This window comes from Promicromonospora soli, from assembly GCF_014653785.1.
Taxonomy (GTDB): Bacteria; Actinomycetota; Actinomycetes; order Actinomycetales; family Cellulomonadaceae; genus Promicromonospora; species Promicromonospora soli.
In genome coordinates, this window is record NZ_BNAS01000005.1 from 1 (window position 1) to 17,050 (window position 17,050).

Consider the following 17,050-nt stretch of genomic DNA (forward strand, 5'->3'; position numbering starts at 1 on the left):
GATCAACGCGGTCGTGGACGCCAACACCACCCGCAAGGACTTCGTCGCCGCCGACATCCTGCGCCGCCAGCCCAAGACCGTCGGCGTGTACCGGCTGGTGATGAAGTCCGGGTCGGACAACTTCCGCGCCTCCAGCATCCAGGGCATCATGAAGCGCATCAAGGCCAAGGGCGTCGAGGTCATCGTCTACGAACCCACCCTGACCCAGGCCGAGTTCTACTCCTCCGAGGTCGTCACCGACCTCGACCAGTTCAAGAACCGCGCCGACGTCATCGTCGCCAACCGCCACACCCCCGCCCTGGACGACGTCACCGACAAGGTCTACACCCGCGACATCTACGGCCGCGACTGACGCCCGGCGTCCAACAGGCAGCCAAGGACAAGGTCTAGACCCGCGACATCGACGGCCGCGACTGACGTCCGGCGTCCGACAGGCAGCCAAGAAGGGGCTCCACCCGCGATGCGGGTGGAGCCCCTTCTTGACAACCGCCACGGACAACCGTGGCTAGTGCGGATGGAACCTGATCGCCTTGCCGATCGCGGCGATCTTGCGCAGACGGCGGTTCCGGCGGAGCACCCGGGCCGCGAGCCGCCGGGCGCGGCGCTCGACGCGCGCACGGTACGGAACGGCGACCGGCTCGGCCACGACCGTCGTGGTCGCCTCCGCCTCCTCCTCAGGCTCCACGAAGTACTTCGCGGCCCATGGCGCCTGCGCCAGGAGCTCCTCGCGGCGCCCGACCGGCTGCTCCTCGAAGTGCGCCGGCTGCATGGCCCGCGCGACCTCCTCGACGAGCAGCTGCACATCGATCTCGGGCGGCTGGCGCACCGAGATCGTGCCGGCCTCCTCGTCCCAGTCGACGCGGTGCAGCCGGACGTCGGTGATCGCCAGCGGGATCCGGTTGCTGTCCTTGAAGCGGGGCAGGCGCTCGAGCACCTTGTCCACGCCCACCGTGTACCCGGTCATGCCGTACGTCTCGACCGCCGTGGAGAGGCCCGTCGAGAAGCAGCCGATCGCCGCCACCGGGTGGAGGCGGTCGTAGAGGATCTCGACGGGAACCGGCTCGTCGAGGACTATGAGGTCGACGCCGAGCGACTTGCCGAGATCAACGAGGCTGTGCGTGAACGCCGGAGGAGCGCTCGGGTGTGGCTTGAACGCTATCGACGAGTACCCGAGCGCCACCGCGGCGCGGAGGAACTCGTGGTGCAGCTCCTCCTCCTCGTCCTCGGTGAGCAGGCCCAGGGCGGCGAGATACTGGCCGAGCATGATCGCCTCGACCGGCTGGCCGGCCATCGCGCCGACGTCGACGTTCTCGAAGGCGACCTTCCCGTACTCCTGGACCACGGCGCGGAACGACTCGGCCGGGACAACCACGTTCTCGATCCCGTGCTCGCTGAGCAGCACCGGACGCAGCCCTCCGGCGAGGTCGAGGTACAGCAGCCGCCGCAGGTTCTCCGCGACGCTCGGCCGGATGGCCTTACGGGTCGGGCCGTAGCTCATCAACCCGTCCGAGACGACGTCGATCGGGGCTCCCCGGAACAGTCTCGTCAGCGTCGTCGAGGGCCGCACCGGGAGCGACTGGAGCGTGATGCCGAACTCCCCCTCGAAGCCAACCGCCTCGAGGATGGTGTCGCGCCACGTCGCGATCTTGTTGGTCGGCGGGTTCCACACTCGCGGGTGGTACGGGAAGATCAGCTCGTTGAGGTACACCACCCGGTCGAACCGGCTGGCGAGCGACTCGAACCCCTGCTGCTCGGTCAGGCTCCGGCCGATCTCAGGGATCTTCGCGTTGTTGATCACCAGCAGCACCCGCTGCTCGGTATCCCGGTAGAGCCCGGAATCGATGGCCGCGGCCATGGTCGCCGCGGCCATGAACGTCGGCGCAATAAACAGCTGATCCATTCAGCGAACCTCGATCCGGAGAATCTTCTTCAACACGATCCGCGTCGGCAGGTCGAAGTGCGTGAGCGCTGCCTTCACCGCTTCCCTGGGGAACGAGTTCAGGAACGCGGACGACCGGTGGAAGAGCTCGGTCTGCAGCTCGGGCGAGAGCCGCGCCCGCATCGACACGTGGAACGCGACGATCCGGGCTGCGCCATATGCGGCCTTCTCGATGTAGTCCCGGTTCTCCGTCGCCAGCGCCAGGTCACGGATGCCCGCGTACGCGTCCAGGAAGTGCAGAGTGTTGCTGTTGCCGGCCTGGGTCAGCGCCGTCGGGTTGGCGTCCTTGCGGTAGAAGTAGCCCTTGAGGCTCACGACCGCCGTCGACTCGGTGTTCAGGTGGAGGCGCCAGAACCACGGCCGGTCTGCCGCCGTACGGAGCGACTCGTCGAAGGCGAAGAGCTCGGGCGCGATACGTTCCCGGTCGTACATCCCGGCCCACAGGTACGGATAGTCGACCATCGTGCGGGTGCCCCGCAGCCCGATCTGCGACTTCGGGTCGAGCACGACGTCGCGTTCCTTCTCCGGGGCGCGCTTCACGCTGCGGTTCATGGCGTCGACCCGCACATGGTCGGTCCGGATGAAGTCGACGTCCAGCCGCTTGAGCCCGTCGAGCGTCTCCTCGAGGTGCCCGGCCTGGTACCAGTCGTCCGCGTCCAGGTACGTCAGGTACCGGCCGTCGGCCTGCTCGAGTGCGATGTTCCGGGACCGCGCAACGCCGTAGTTCTCGGGGTTGCGGATCAGCGTGAGCCACGGCATCTTCTGCGCGGCCTGCTCCAGGATCTGGGGCGTCTCGTCCGTCGAGTGGTCGTCGATGACGATGAACTGAAAGTCGTCCCGATTGTTGGTTCGAATAGTCGCCAGACAATTCGGTAGAAAAGTTGCCGCGTTATACACCGGCACGATCACACTGAGAGTCGTCACGGCTCCATCCTGAGTTAAGTTGCTGGGCCAGGGTACACGGGCGCACTACGGTGGCCGCGCCCGCGCTCCACGCCGCTGGTCGGCGAACGAGGGAGCCTGCAAGGCCCGACAAAACTATCATCCATCCCCGGCGGCCTGGGCGTCGCTCAGCGTGGACCCGGCGGACGGCCAGAGGGCCTCGGCGATGTACGGCCGCAGGCTGCGCGCGTAGGTGTCGGTGACGTGGTTGTTGTCCCGGTAGACCATGACGTTTCCGATGACCGGCATGCATCGCTTCGAACCGCAGTAGCGGTCCGTGAGGTCGAGCACTTCGGCTCCGGCCGCCAGACGAGCGGCCTTCTCGACCGTCGTGTGCGCCGGGTAGTCGAAGGCCTCCTTGCGCGGCACCGAGCACTGGCCCGGACTCTTCGGGTGGTCCGCCACGCACTCCAGCACGTCGTCGCGCGGGCGGGGCGCGTCCTTGATGACGACCACCCGGGTGCCCACCTCGTGCAGAGCGTCCCAGGCCCTGACGAGCCCGTCCACGCCCGGCGCGAGTCCGGCAGCCGTGCCCGTGAACGTCGAGTCGGCGAAGACACCCGTCACGACGATGTCCGGCGCCTCGGCGACGAGCGCTTCCAGCGTCGCCTCGTTGGACTTCAGGCACTCGTCGGCATACTGCATCACCCTCGCCTCGAGCGAGAAGGGGCACGAGTTGTGCAGGTATGTCACGACCCGCCAGCCCCGCTCGGTCGCGGCCTCGACGATCGGGGAGGCGAACATGCGCACGTGCGAGTCGCCGACCAGTGCGAGGGTGCGCTCACCCGCCGGGTTGCCGAACTCGCACCGGGGCGTCGTATCGGACCCCCGGCTGGAGGCGCAGGCCGCGTAGGTCCGGCTCAGCTCCTTGTGCACGTCCTTGAGGTTCGGCACGATCACCGGCCCGGCAGCCGCGACGAACGCCGGGACCCGCCCGCCGTCGACCGCCTCGGCGCCATAGCCGGAGCCGACGCCGACCTCTACACCCGCCGCCTCCTGCTTCCACTCCCGGTCCATGACGTCGGAGCGGAGCATGGGCGTCACGGAGATCCCCGCCGTCACCGCCATCGCTGTCGCGGCGGCCACCAGCACCCGGCTGTTTCCCCGGACTGCCCAGCGCGCGACGCGGATCGGCCGTTCCACAAACGTGTAGCTGAGCTGGGCGAGGAGCAGCGAGAGCGAGAGCAGCCCTAGCGACTCGAGGACGTGCGGCGGCCGGTTCGCCCACGCCTCGAAGCAGATGATGAGCGGGAAGTGCCAGAGGTACACCGAGTACGAGACGTCGCCGAGCCATTGCACCCATCGCCGGTCGACGAGCCAGGTCAGTGAACCCAGGCCCGCGGTGCGGCCCGCGGCGATGATCGCTGCCGCCCCGAGCACCGGCACCAGCGCCGCGACACCCGGGAACGGGGTCGCGGACGTCAGGACGAACGCACCAGCCACGATCGTCGCCAGACCGGCCAGGGCCAGCAGGGACCGCACCGGCGCGAATCGCTCGGTGTGGCGCAGCAGGACGGCGAGAATGCCGCCGGCGCCGAGCTCCCACAGCCTGGTAGTGGTCGCGAAGTAGGCCGACGCATCGCCGGACCGCACCTCGAGCAGGCTCCAGACGAACGATGCGGCGACGATCAGGCCGAACAGGACGAGCACCACACCACGCAGAGCACGTGCCCGGTTACCTCTGACGCGGCGTACCGCGAGCGCGGCCACCACGACCACGAGCGGCCAGAGCAGGTAGAACTGCTCCTCGACGGCCAGGGACCAGAAGTGCTGGAACGCCGTCGGGGCGTTGTCCGCGGCAAGGTAGTCGACCGAGTCCGCCGCGAGCACCCAGTTCTGCACGTAGAACACCGAGGCGAGCGCCTGGCGCTGCAGGTCCGCCCACTCGGTGACGGGGATCACAAGGGGCGCCAGGGCTGCGGTGACGCCGATCACGACGAGCCCGGCCGGCAGGATGCGCCGGGCGCGGCCGGCCCAGAACCGGGCGAGGGAGAGCCTGCCCGTCTGCTCCGCCTCACGGATCATGTGTCCGGTGATCAGGAATCCGGAGATGACGAAGAAGACGTCGACCCCGATGTACCCGCCGGGAAGCATGTTCGGTTCCAGGTGGTAGATCACCACGAGCGCGACGGCGAGCGCTCGGAGGGCCTGGACCTCGGGCAGGAAGCGGCGGCGTCGCTCCCCTCCCGCGTTGTCGCTCACCGGCGGGGCCGGCACCTCAGCAGTGCCGACCACTGTCGGAGCGTGCATGGAAAACGCCTTTCACCCACGGCAGTGCGACGGCTGTTCGGACGGAGCCAACGGAGTTTATAGGGGAAGCGTCGACCGTGGGGGTCGAAATGGTCGGGGTCAGAAGTCCCGGACCAGGCCGATGCCGCTCACGCGGACCTCCTGGGAACCGATGGTCTCCAGTGCAACACCACCGCTGTGGCGGCTTTCCAGGCGAACCGTGAAAACCGTGTGGTCGCTGGGGGCACCGGAGAAGTCGATCACGCCCACACTGGATCCGCCAAAAATTACCCGCACCCGCCCGTAACCCCGGCCGGTGGGCGCCACCACCCGCAGCTGAGACGCCTGCCGGACGTCGCTCACCTTGATCCGCGCCCCGTCCCGCGCGACGCGGTACGCGTACCCCGCGTGATAGCCGGCATCGGTGACCTTGCGCCACCCCGGCCCGATCTCCCACTGCGCGGGGATCGTCTCCCGCGAGGTCCGCACGAGCGTCCGCATCTCGCCCCGGTGATGGTCGGCGCCCAGGGCGCGCACGGCGTACCAGGCGGATCGTCCCGGTTCGGTCTCCAGGACCGTCGACGTGCCGGTGACGGTGCGGAGCGCGTACCAGTACGGCCGGGTCGGCAGGTTCGAGGAGTAGCGCGCCGTCCGCACGAGGATCTGATAGCGGTTGGCGCCGCGTACCGGCTCCCAGCTGTAGCGCTGCCTCGCGCTCCACTGGATCGGCGCCTGCAGCGGAGTGGGGTCGTGCACCACTGGGGCGGGCCGCAGCCGCGGCGGCCCGTACCGCGCCACCGCGGCGTCGACCCGGGAGTTGACCGCACGGCGGATCTCGTCCAGCTTCTGGTTCAGGTAGAAGCCCGGGCAGGCCGTGTTGTTGGTCAGACGGTGCGCGAGGATGCGTGGTACCCGGACCTGCTGCCCGGGAGACGTCCGCGACGTATCACCGGCGATCCCGCGGTCGGTCAGCGTCGCGGTGCCCCACGGGTTGAGGCCGTACTGGTACGCCTTCCAGGCGTAGACCCGGACCATCCCGGCGACCAGGGCCGACGACGGCCTCGCGCTGTCGAAGCTGCCCATCGCGGAGACGCCGATGGTGCCGGTGTTGAACCCGCCGGCCTGCGCCCCGAGCGGGTTGTCGTACACCGCGCCCGTGCGCCCCTGGAAGATGGTGCCGAACCGGTCGACCAGGAACTGGTAGCCGATGTCCGGCCAGCCCCGGGACCGTGTGTGGTAAGCGTGGATGCCCCGCACGATGGCGGGCGACTGGCTCCTGCTGTAGGCGTTGGTTCCTGCCGTGTGGTGCACGTACATCGCCAGCAGGTCACCCGAGACCTCGGGCCAGGGCGCGGACAGCGACTCGTCGGCGCCCCAGGCGGAGCGGCTGACCGTGTCGGGGCGAATCTCGTAGCCTGTCGCGGCGTCGGCGGTCGCCGCAGGGCCCGGAGCGGTCCCCACCATCGCGTCGGCGGCGGCAGTACCGGGATCGACGACGTCGACGCGGAGGCCCGACGGCGGCGCCCCGCTCACGGTGCGCACCCGCGCCTGGACGGCGTCGGCTCCCGTGGAGACGAACGGCTCGGTACCGGCCCGGCCGCCCACCTCGTCGGCCTCGTCGAAACCCACCGCCTGCCAGGCGCCCCAGGCGCCGTCCTCCCGGACGCGCAGCGCGACCTCCGTGACCTCCTCGTCGGCGCCCGCGTCCCACGTGGCGCCGGCCACGAGGAACTCGAGCGTCTCGGTCCTGGCGCTCAGGGCCGCGAGGCGGCCGGGCGCCACGTGCTCATCACGGTCACCGGGGTGTCCCGCCACGTCGGCCAGCGCCGTCGGGTCCCGCCGTGCGGCCGGGTCGACGCCGCTCAGCCGGATCTCGTCGAGCTCTGACGGCACGGCGACGGCGTCCGGCGCCGGCAGCGAGACGACCGGCAGGACCACACCGCCGATCGCGAGCACAACAACCAGGGCGGAGGAAATGGCGTGCTGCGCAGGGGATCGCATGCCAACACTTCACCCCACACCTTGGCTCTCTACCACCGGAGCGGGTGAATTTTTCAGATTGGGGCAGGACTCTTTCCGAAGATGCCGCTCTGTGACGTCTGGGGCACAGTGAGAGGCGCACACTGATCGTGGAGGTGGTGTCATGCGTGCCGGACGACCAGCCGTACGACGTGCCCCGGCCCTGCGAAGCGCCTCATGGCCAGGCCGGGTAGTCCTCGGCGCCCTGGTCCTCGTCGCCGCCCTGCTGGTGCCCGCGGCCCCGGCGTCCGCTGCCGTGCCCGACTCCTTCGTGGTCAAGGGCTCCGGTTTCGGTCACGGCGTCGGGATGCCGCAGTACGGCGCCTTCCAGATGGCGCGTGAGGGCTACTCGGCCTCGTCGATCCTGCGGCACTACTACACCGACGCCGCGCCAAGCGACCGCACGACGCCGTTGCAGGTCTCCGTCCAGGTGTTCGGCCCGGACCCCTACGCGTTCGCCGGCTACGGCGACACGACGGACACCACGACGATCACCGTCACGGGCGGGTGGTGGCGTCTGGTCGACGGCGGGGTGCAGATCGAGTCCGGGCCGCCCGGCACCCTGCGTGCGACGGCGTCGGACGGCGATATCGTGGTCCAGGGCGACGGCCGGACGTTCCGCCGCGACGATCTGACCCTCGAGTGGTCGGGTACCAGGCACTGGAAGTCCACCGCGGCCCGCGCCGTCGTCTCCATCGCGGGCGCGCACGGCACCTACCGGCACGGCCGGATGTTCCTCTCTGAGATCGACGGGGTCCCGAACATCTCGAACCAGCTGCGGCTGAACTCGGAGTACCTCTACGGCATCGCGGAGATGCCGTCCTCCTGGGGCGCCACGGGCGGCCAGGAGGCCCTGCGCGCACAGGCCATCGTGGCCCGCTCCTACGCCGTGCTGAAGGCCGCCGACTGGAAGCCTGCATGCGACTGCCATCTCGTGGACGACGTCCGCGACCAGCAGTTCTCGGGCTGGAAGAAGGAGGCCGAGCCCACCTATGGCACGTACTGGCGCGCGGCAGTCAACGCCACCTGGACCTCGTCGCAGAACGGGCGGGTCCTCACCTATGGCGGCGTGCCCGTCGCGGCCCACTACTACTCCTCGAGCGGCGGCAGGACGGCAAACTCCGAGGACGTGTGGTCGTCGGTGATCCCCTACGAGCGTTCGGTGTCCGACCCGTTCAGCAAGAGGGCACCCGGCAACTCCTACGCCTCGTGGACCAGGGTGATGTCGCAGTCGAGGGCCCAGGATCTCTTCGGCCTGGGTAACGTCAAGTGGATCAGGGTCACCGACCGCTACTCGAGCGGGCAGGCTCGCACGCTGACGGCGAGCTCCGCGCTCGGTGTCGTCCGCACGATCACCGGTAAGGCTGACTACATCCGCGCCACGGTCGGCCGGCACACGTACGCAGGGAGCCTCCCCGCGGCGTGGATCTCCGACGTCGTGGAACGCTACTGAGCCGGCCTGGCGACCAAGCGCGGCGCACCGACCGCAGGCGCACCATCCGCAGGTCAGAGCGGCCGCGCGTCCGACTCCAGCAGCACCGGGATGCCGTCACGCACGGGGTAGGCGAGCGGCCGCTCGGCGTCGGTCGAGTGCAGCTCCGGCTCGCCGTCGGGCCCCACGCCGTCCGTCAGGGTGGCCCCGGTGACGGGGCAGCGCAGGATCTCGCGGACCCACGGCTCCAGCGCCTCGACCTTGCCAGTGCTCACGATGTCTCTTCTCCCTCGTCCAGCCCGTCGGCCGGCTCACGCACGAGCGACAGGACGTCGTCGCGCACCTTCTCCATGATGTCCTGGTCGGCTGCCTCGACGTTGAGCCGCAGCAGGGGCTCGGTGTTGGACGCGCGCAGGTTGAACCACCACTGCGGGTGGGACTCCCAGTGCGACACGGTCACACCGTCCAGCGTGTCGACGACGATCCCCGGGTACGCCGCCCGGTAGGCGTCGAGCACGCGCTCGGTCGCGGCGGCGGCGTCGGCGACCGTGGAGTTGATCTCCCCCGAGCCCACGTACGGCTCGAACATCTCGGCCAGCTCGGACATCGTGTGGTCCTGCGTGCTCAGCGCGGCCAGGACGTGCAGGGCCGCCAGCATGCCGGTGTCCGCGAACCAGAAGTCGCGGAAGTAGTAGTGCGCGCTGTGCTCGCCGCCGAACACCGCACCGTGCTCGGCCATCTGGGCCTTGATGAAGGAGTGGCCCACGCGGGTGCGCACCGTCGTCGCCCCGGCCGCGGACAGCAGGTCCGGGACCGCGCGGGAGGTGATCAGGTTGTGGATCACCGTGGGGGTCCGGCCCGCGGCCAGCTCCTTGGTGACCTCGGCCAGCCCCACCAGTGCGGTGACGGCCGACGGCGAGACGGCGCCGCCGCGCTCGTCCACCACGAAGCACCGGTCGGCGTCGCCGTCGAACGCCAGACCCAGGTCTGCCTCGTTCGCCACGACTGCGGCCTGCAGGTCGATCAGGTTGCTCGGCTCCAGCGGGTTGGCCTCGTGGTTCGGGAACGAGCCGTCCAGCTCGAAGAACAGCGGCACCAGCTCCAGCGGCAGCGCCGGAAGGCCCGCGGCGTCCCCGAGGACGGCGGGGACGGTGAGACCCGCCATGCCGTTGCCGGCGTCGACGACCACCTTGAGCGGCCGCGCCCCGGACAGGTCCACCAGGGAGCGCAGGAACGCCGAGTACTCGCCCAGCATCTCCCGGTCGGTCACGACGCCCCTGGCCGAGATGCCGGAGTCCGGCGTCTCGTCAGGCTCGGCCCCCGAGCCGTCGAGGATCTCCTGCGCCAGCTCCCGGATCTCTGCCAGGCCGGTCTCCTGGCCCACCGGGCGGGCGCCCGACCGGCACAGCTTGATCCCGTTGTAGGCGGCGGGGTTGTGGCTCGCGGTGAACATGGCACCCGGCAGGCCCAGCGCGCCCGACGCGTGGTACAGCCCGTCGGTCGAGCACAGCCCGATCCGGATCACGTCCACCCCCTCGGCCGTCAGTCCGGCGGCGAAGGCGTCCACGAGGTCGGGACCGGAGTCGCGCATGTCGCGTCCGACGACGACGGCGGGGCCGGCGTCATCGGTCGCCTGCGGCAGCACCACCACGCGGGCGAATGCCGTCCCGATTGCTCGCGCCACCTCCAGCGAGAGCTCCTCGGGCACCAGTCCCCGCACGTCGTACGCCTTGATGATCTTGCTGAGGTCGAGAGCCACGTCGACAGCGTACGCGAGCGCCGATCCCTACGAGCAGCCCCGCGGAAGGTGCGCGTTGAGCGGCTCGGAGCTCCCACCGATCTCCGGCTGTCGTCGGCCGGTCGGACGGCGGGATCGACGCCCTCGGATCCGGCGCGCGGTGGTGACCGGACCCCGTACCCGCGCCACGGCCTCCGAACCAGTCTGGGGCATCGCGGACGACCACCGCCGTCCACCTGGACAGTAGTGCCGCCCGCTCGGCCACTTCATGGTTTGGCCAGGTTTTCACCCAGTTTGCAAACAAACCGTCTTCACGAGTGGTCCCAATCGTCGGGCTATCCTTGCGCCGTGCTCGCAGTCGCCCAGTTCCACGCCCCGCTTCCGCTGACCAACACGATCCAGCGGTACGACTGGGGGTCCGTCGACGCGATCCCGAACCTGCTCGGCGCCGAGCCTGACGGGCGCCCGCAGGCCGAGCTGTGGCTCGGCGCGCACACCAGTGCGCCGTCGGTCAGCCAGATCGAGGACGTGGATGTCGCGCTCGACCGCCTGGTGCGCGAGGCGCCCGTGCAGACGCTCGGCCACCGGGTGGCCGAGCAGTTCGGCCCGCGCCTCCCGTACCTGCTGAAGATCCTGGCCGCGGGCAAGGCCCTCTCCCTGCAGGTGCATCCCTCGCCGCGGCAGGCTCGGGAGGGCTTCGCGCGCGAGAACAAGGCCGGCGTGCCCCTGACTTCGCCGAAGCGGTCGTTCAAGGACGACCAGCACAAGCCCGAGATGATCGTCGCGCTGTCGCAGTTCGAGGGGCTGGCAGGCTTCCGCACGCCGCGCACCATCCTCGACGTGCTGGACGGGCTCGACGGCGACCTGGTGGCCGGCGTCCGCGCCGCGCTGCTGCGTGACCGCAGCCACGACGGCATGCGGGAGGCGTTCAACCATCTCCTGTCCGCCCGCGCCGACGAGGCCTGCGCGGCCGACATCCAGACCACTCTCGACTCGGTAGGGGCCCGCCTGGCGGCCGGCTCACCGTTCGAGCGTGCCGACCGCACGGTGATCGACCTCGCCGAGCAGCACCCCGGTGACCCGGGCGCCATCGCGTCCCTCATGCTCAACCGGTTCTCGCTCGAGCCGGGCGAGGCGGCGTTCACGCCCGCCGGCGTGGTGCACGCCTACCTGTCCGGGCTGGGCATCGAGATCATGGCCAGCTCCGACAACGTGCTGCGCGCCGGGCTCACCACCAAGCTGGTGGACGAGGAGAACCTCGTCGCCTGCACGTCGTTCGCGCCGCAGCAGCCCTCCATCCCCGAGATGACGACGTCGGGCAGCCGCGGGCAGGTGCACACCTACCGGGTGCCGGTCACGGAGTTCGCGCTCACGGCGGCCGACGTCGACCCGGCGGAGCCCGTCACGCTGCCCGCAACGGGCCCGCGCATCGTGTTGTGCCTGGACGGCGAGCTGAAGCTCGCCGCCGACCGCGCGGAGGACGGGCCGCAGCGCCTCGTCCAGGGCGAGTCGGTCTTCGTGCCGCACGACGCCGGAAACCTGGAGCTGTCCGGCGCGGGCCACGCCGTCTGCGCCTGGGTCCCGTAAACCCCATTGTTGTGGGCGCGATCGTTGCGCCTAAATCGGGCGTGTCATCACAACGATCACGCCCACAACGGACGTGCAGTGGTTCGGACTAGGAGTCGTCGTCGGCGCGCAGGACCCGGAGATGGCCTCGGCGGGCCGTCTCGGTGACCGACGACGGCTCAGCCGGGCGGCGCACCCGGCCGGCCTCGCGCACGGCGTCGGCCAGGGCGGACAGGTCGTCCGGGCTCGGCCCGGCGTCCTCGAACTCGGGCATGAGTCGGACCACTTCCCACCCGCGCGGCGCCGTCAGCCGCTCGGCGTGCTGCGCACACAGGTCGTAGCTGTGGGGCTCGGCCAGGTGCGCAAGCGGACCCAGTACGGCTGTCGAGTCCGCGTACACATATGTGAGCGTCGCTACGGCCGCGTTGGTACAGGCGGAGCGCGAACACTGTCTCACCGATCTCACGCGCCGAGAGTACGCCCTGACCGGGCACAACGCGCCGAACACGCCGGGCAATCACGGGCGTAACGCCCGGGAGGACGTGGCGCGGGTGGGCGCCGCCGTCATGGCAGGCACGGCCTACGCGCGCGGCCTGTGCACGCCGGTGGGCCGTAGCCCGCGCGCGAGCAGCAGTCCCGCACCAGCGAATGCCAGGTCGACCAGCGTCAGGACCACCCGGCTGACGAGCACAGCGAGCCCGGCGGCCGGTCCGGGCAGCGCCCCCGCGAGCACCGCCGCCAGCACTACTTCGCGCACGCCCGCGCCGGCCGGCGCGACCACGAACAGGAACCCGGCGGTCCACGCGAGCGCCCAGCCGCCCGTCGCCAGGGCGAACGTCCGGAGGGTGAGGGGCAGGCCCAGGCCCGTGCAGAGCACCCACAGCTGCAGCCCTGCGACCAGCCACCCCACCACCGACCAGGCGGCGGCGCGGCCCAGGCCGCCCCAGGTCATCGGGTGCTCCAGCGCACCTCGGCGGGCGATCCGCACGGCCAGCGCGATCAGCCGGTTGAGCACCGGCGGCGCGAGCACGACCACGACAGCGGGTGCCGCCCACACCACCCAGGACCACCCGCCCAGTGCGCCCGCCGACACGAACGGCAGCGCTACGGCGCCCACCGCAGCCCCGGAGGCTACCGATACCGCGACGGCCACCAGCATCGAGGCGGCCGACCGGCTGCGCGGCACGCTGTGCCCGGCGCCGACCTCGGCGGCGGCCACGACGTTCCACACGCCGCCCGGCACGTACTTGCCGAGCTGGCTGATCCCGAACACGGCGACGGCACGGCCCAGCGACAGCGGCGAGCCCAGGTCCGCGAGGACCGCGCGCCAGGCCAGCAGGGTGCACCACACGTACAGGGCGCCCAGGACGACGACGAGCACCACCTCGGTCACCGACAGGTCCGCCGCCGCCCGGAGCAGGGGCTCGCGGTTGCCGACCACGTACCAGGCGGCCAGCGCCAGCGCGGTGGCGAGGAAGCCCCACCGCACCCAGGGCGAGCGGAGCGTCGCGAGCGCCCTCCGCCCCAGCGACTGCCCGACGCCGAGCGCGGCCGCCGCGTCCTGCGTCACGACGCGCCCCGGCCGCGCAGCTCCGCGGCCAGCGGCTCGGTGACCACCTGCGGGCGGATCTGGTCGCGGCCGCGCGCGGCGCGCACCCGCGCCGCCGCCAGCATCGCGGGGTCGCAGAGCCTGATGAGCTCGGCCGCGAGCGCCCCGGGGTCGGCCGCCGGGACCAGCTCGACGCTCTCCCCCAGGGCCCGGCGCTGCGGCGGGGTGTCCGAGGTGACCACCACACAGCCGGCCGCCAGCCCCTGGTACACCTTGTTCGGCACCACGCGGAGGCCCTTGGGGGTGTCGCTGAAGATCCCCAGGCAGACCTGGTGCTCGGCGACGAAGGCGGGCAGCTCGCCGGGCTCGACCCAGTCGTGCCAGGTCACGCCCGGCGTCCGCGCCAGGATCTCGCGGGCCCGGGGCAGGTCCTGGCCCGCGCCGACCATCGTCACGCGCAGGGCCGCTCCCGCCGCGACGGCATCGCGCACGGCCTCAGCGATGACGGGCGCGCCCTGCAGCGGGGTGTACAGCCCGAAGAAGACCACGGACAGCTCGCCGGCGGTTTCGACAGGCTCAACCAGCGGGCGGGCCGGCGCCACGCGCCACGCGTCCGGAGCGCCGACCAGCACGACCAGGCCCTTGTCCGGGTCGGGGAGCATGAGCCGGTGCTCCTCGGTGTCGGTGACCACGACGTCGGCGCACGAGACGGCCAGCCGGTCCAGCCCGGTCAGCAGCCGTACGCGCAGGCCCGCGGCCCCACGGTCGGCCGCGGTGTCCCCCGCGAAGACGAGGTGGTCGAGCACCACCACCGAGCGCGGGTACAGCAGCCGCGCCAGGAGCACGTCGAAGTGGCCCAGGTAACCCACGAGCACGGCTCCGGGGCTGCCCTCCGCGCGCCGCAGCCGCACCATGTCGCCCACCAGGCCGGCCCAGCACCTCAGCAGCCGAGCGGCGAGGACCGGCAGCCGCCACGGCTGCTGCAGCATCCGGACCCGTTCGGCGGTGGAGAAGCCGAGGGGCCGGTTCAGCTCGGTAACCTTCACCCCGTGGGCGCGCAGCCCGTCGACCAGGACGGCGGTGCGGGGGTGCCGGGCGGCGTCGTACGTGCCGAAGGCGATCACTACACCGCCGCCGGGACGTCCGCGAGGCCGGTGTCCGCGAGGCCGGTGTCCGCAGGCCCGGCCGGCCGGGCCCGGTCCATGGGCACGGGCCGGTCGACGGGGCCGGGCCGGTTACCGCCCGAGGGCCGCGGGTTCTTCGGCACGCCGGGCCTGACCGGAACGGCGGCCGTGCCGTACTGCACCTCCTTGAGGCGCTCCAGCGTGTCCTCGAGCAGCACGCGGTTGGTGCGCTGCAGGTCGGCCAGCACGAGCAGGGCGAAGCTGAGCAGAGCCCCCACCATGGAGGTGGCCCCGAGCACTATCGACTGGAGGTGCTGCCCCGGGGTGCCCGCCGCGAGCAGCACCGCATACCGGCTGAACGGTATGACGGCGCCGAGCGCGAACAGCAGCCCGAGCGTGATGAACACCGTGTGCGGCTTGAACATCAGGTAGGACCGGCTGATCGCCTGGGCCGACTTGGCGATGTGCTGCCACATGCTCGTGAACAGTCGCGACTCGCGGGTCTTCGGGTTGGTGGCGATCGGGAGGCTCATGATCCGCAGCCGCTTGTGCCCGGCCTGGATGATCGTCTCCATGCAGTAGCTGAACTGCGTGACGACGTTGAGCCGCATCAGCGCCCCGCGCGAGTAGGCGCGGAACCCGCTCGCGGCGTCGGGCAGATCGGTGCCCGCGGCGAAGTTCACCACTGTGCTGCCGGCCGTCTGCAGCGCCTTCTTCAGCGGGGAGAAGTGCTCGATGGTGGCGGTCTGCCGGTCGGCGATCACGATGTCGGCATCGCCCAGGACCACGGGCATCACCAGGTCGCCGATCCGTTCCTGCGGGTACTGGTTGTCGCCGTCGGTGTTCACCACGACGTCCGCACCGTGCCGGAGCGCGTAGTCGACGCCGTCCCGGAACGACCTGGCCAGCCCCATGTTGCGGGTGTGGTGCACGAAGTGGCGCACGCCGAGGCGACGCGCGACCTCAACAGTGCCGTCTGTGGACCCGTCGTCGACGACCAGGATTTCGATCTCGTCGATCCCCGGGATGCTGCGGGGGATCGTGGCAAGCACGAGAGGAAGGGTTTCTTCCTCGTTCAAGCAGGGAATCTGCACGAACAGCTTCATGGCCCTGTGCTTTCGGATAGCAGTGAGTGGCGTCACAAACCTAAGCACGCGATATGACCGGGGAATGAACACTGCGTGCCATGGAGCGACTGTTACCCAGCCGTGACCCGGCCGTCCCGTCCGGGTCCACCGGCGCGGCTAGCCTGCCCGCGTGATCAGCTCCCTGGCGCGTCCCCTCGGTGCGGAGCGCCGGGCCGTTCTCGCCTCTGTCCTCGCCGCGGTGCTCCTGGCACTGACCGTCGCCCTCGCGGACGCTCCGTACGCCACCGGTGACGAGCCACCGCACGTCGACTACGCCTACCAGGTGTGGCACGGCCAGCTGCCGGTCTTCGAGGACGGGCTCGTGCTGCGGCCCGACGGCGCCTGGCTCGCCCCTGTGCAGTGGACCGCCCAGCACCCGCCGCTGTACTACCTGCTGATCGCCCCGCTCGTGGGGCCGTTGGCGGACGCCGGCCACCCCGTCGCCGCCGTCTACGCGGCGCGTGGCGTGAACGTACTGCTCAGCGGCGTCTTCGTGCTCGCCGCCTGGTGGAGCGCACGCCGCCTGACCCGGCCGGGCAGCCTGCTGCCCACGCCCGTCGCCTTCCTCGCGGGGGCCATGCCCGCAGCCGCCCACGCGGGTGGCACCGCGTACAACGACCTGCTGGCCGCCACGGGGGTGACCGTCCTGTTCGGGCTGGCGGCGAGGGCGGTCCGGCGCGGGCTGGACGCACGCCTGATCGCCCTGATCTCGCTCGTCGCCGCGGCGTGCGCCCTGACGCGGCTGTCCGCCGCGCTCATCGCGGCCGTGGTCGCGGGTGTAGCGCTGGCCGCTGCAGCGCTCCGGGCCGCGCAGGGCCGGGGTCGGTGGGCGCACGTGGCCGCACTGGCGGTGGCCGGACCGGGCGCGGTGCTGCTCACGAGCGGCTGGTTCTACCTGCGCAACCTGGAGCTGACCGGAACCGTCACCGGGTCGCACTTCGACTGGTCGCTGGAGCACCAGAACCGGGAGGCGCGGCCCATGTGGGCGGTGCTCGCCGACCCGGAGACCTGGACCCGGCTGCCCGACCTGTTCTGGTGGGCCGGGCGCCTGCCGCCCAACACGCCCCTGACGGTCACGAGCCTCATCATCACGGCGGCGTTCCTGGTCTGGACGCCGCTGATCATCGCGCTCGTCACGACACTCCGACGACGCCGGGCCCGCGTGGCCGGGCCGTCGCCGACCGAACCGGCCGAACCGGCCGAGCCCGTCGAGACCCGGGCCGACCGGCTCCTGCTGCGCGCTCTCCCCGTCGCGGCGGTCGTCGTCTCGGTGTCCGTCCAGGTCGTCTACGCCTCCAACGGCGGCGGAGCATACCCGCGGTACCTGCTGGTGGTCTCCCTCCCCATCTGCCTGGCGATCGCGGCGGGCCTCGCGACCCGCCCTC

Annotated in this window: 13 protein-coding genes; 3 read left to right on the top strand and 10 right to left on the bottom strand. The window is 71.2% G+C overall.

Annotation, left to right across the window (positions count from 1 at the left end; genetic code table 11):
- Positions 1-352: UDP binding domain-containing protein (locus IE250_RS16160; RefSeq protein WP_308434149.1), on the top strand; the 352-nt coding region annotated here is incomplete at its 5' end.
- A 153-nt stretch (positions 353-505) separates the two neighbouring features.
- Here the strand turns inward: IE250_RS16160 and IE250_RS16165 are convergent.
- The 4 genes from IE250_RS16165 to IE250_RS16180 all read right to left on the bottom strand — a co-directional run bounded on the left by IE250_RS16165 (position 506) and on the right by IE250_RS16180 (position 7,111).
- On the bottom strand, positions 506-1,900 hold the full coding sequence (locus tag IE250_RS16165) for a polysialyltransferase family glycosyltransferase (RefSeq protein ID WP_189670345.1): 1,395 nt from the start codon (positions 1,898-1,900) through the stop codon (positions 506-508).
- Complete coding sequence (locus tag IE250_RS16170) at positions 1,901-2,863, bottom strand: glycosyltransferase family 2 protein (protein ID WP_189670346.1); 963 nt, start codon at positions 2,861-2,863, stop codon at positions 1,901-1,903.
- 117 nt (positions 2,864-2,980) lie between these two features.
- The gene (locus IE250_RS16175; protein ID WP_189670347.1) at positions 2,981-5,131 is read right to left on the bottom strand and encodes an acyltransferase family protein; all 2,151 of its coding nucleotides are present in this window, start codon (positions 5,129-5,131) and stop codon (positions 2,981-2,983) included.
- 99 nt (positions 5,132-5,230) lie between these two features.
- Positions 5,231-7,111, bottom strand: a complete 1,881-nt coding sequence (locus IE250_RS16180) for an N-acetylmuramoyl-L-alanine amidase (RefSeq protein WP_189670348.1) — start codon at positions 7,109-7,111, stop codon at positions 5,231-5,233.
- Between the two features lie 142 nt (positions 7,112-7,253).
- Between IE250_RS16180 and IE250_RS16185 the strand changes: the two genes are divergently transcribed.
- Positions 7,254-8,582 carry a SpoIID/LytB domain-containing protein gene (locus IE250_RS16185; RefSeq protein WP_189670349.1) on the top strand — a complete coding sequence of 443 codons (1,329 nt, stop codon included), beginning with the start codon at positions 7,254-7,256 and terminating at the stop codon, positions 8,580-8,582.
- A gap of 53 nt (positions 8,583-8,635) precedes the next feature.
- Here the strand turns inward: IE250_RS16185 and IE250_RS16190 are convergent, their stop codons facing one another.
- Together IE250_RS16190 and IE250_RS16195 are read right to left on the bottom strand one after the other, a co-directional pair.
- On the bottom strand, positions 8,636-8,836 hold the full coding sequence (locus tag IE250_RS16190; protein WP_189670350.1) for a Trm112 family protein: 201 nt from the start codon (positions 8,834-8,836) through the stop codon (positions 8,636-8,638).
- Positions 8,833-10,320 (bottom strand): phosphomannomutase/phosphoglucomutase, encoded by a 1,488-nt coding sequence (locus IE250_RS16195; protein WP_189670351.1) that lies wholly within the window; start codon positions 10,318-10,320, stop codon positions 8,833-8,835. Before IE250_RS16195 ends, IE250_RS16190 begins: the two co-directional genes overlap by 4 nt.
- Before the next feature lie 327 nt (positions 10,321-10,647).
- Between IE250_RS16195 and manA the strand changes: the two genes are divergently transcribed.
- Complete coding sequence (gene manA, locus IE250_RS16200; protein WP_189670352.1) at positions 10,648-11,886, top strand: mannose-6-phosphate isomerase, class I; 1,239 nt, start codon at positions 10,648-10,650, stop codon at positions 11,884-11,886.
- Between the two features lie 88 nt (positions 11,887-11,974).
- Here the strand turns inward: manA and IE250_RS16205 are convergent, their stop codons facing one another.
- The 4 genes from IE250_RS16205 to IE250_RS16220 all read right to left on the bottom strand — a co-directional run bounded on the left by IE250_RS16205 (position 11,975) and on the right by IE250_RS16220 (position 15,590).
- Positions 11,975-12,331: a DUF3499 domain-containing protein gene (locus tag IE250_RS16205; protein WP_189670353.1), complete on the bottom strand. Its 357-nt coding sequence runs from the start codon at positions 12,329-12,331 to the stop codon at positions 11,975-11,977.
- Between the two features lie 114 nt (positions 12,332-12,445).
- Entirely contained in the window at positions 12,446-13,435 is a 990-nt protein-coding gene (locus IE250_RS16210) for a lysylphosphatidylglycerol synthase domain-containing protein (RefSeq protein WP_189670354.1), read from the bottom strand.
- Positions 13,432-14,538: a glycosyltransferase gene (locus tag IE250_RS16215; protein ID WP_189670355.1), complete on the bottom strand. Its 1,107-nt coding sequence runs from the start codon at positions 14,536-14,538 to the stop codon at positions 13,432-13,434. The genes IE250_RS16210 and IE250_RS16215 overlap by 4 nt, the downstream gene beginning before the upstream one ends.
- Positions 14,538-15,590 (bottom strand): glycosyltransferase family 2 protein, encoded by a 1,053-nt coding sequence (locus IE250_RS16220; protein ID WP_373301710.1) that lies wholly within the window; start codon positions 15,588-15,590, stop codon positions 14,538-14,540. The genes IE250_RS16215 and IE250_RS16220 overlap by 1 nt, the downstream gene beginning before the upstream one ends.
- Positions 15,591-17,050 lie beyond the last annotated feature (1,460 nt).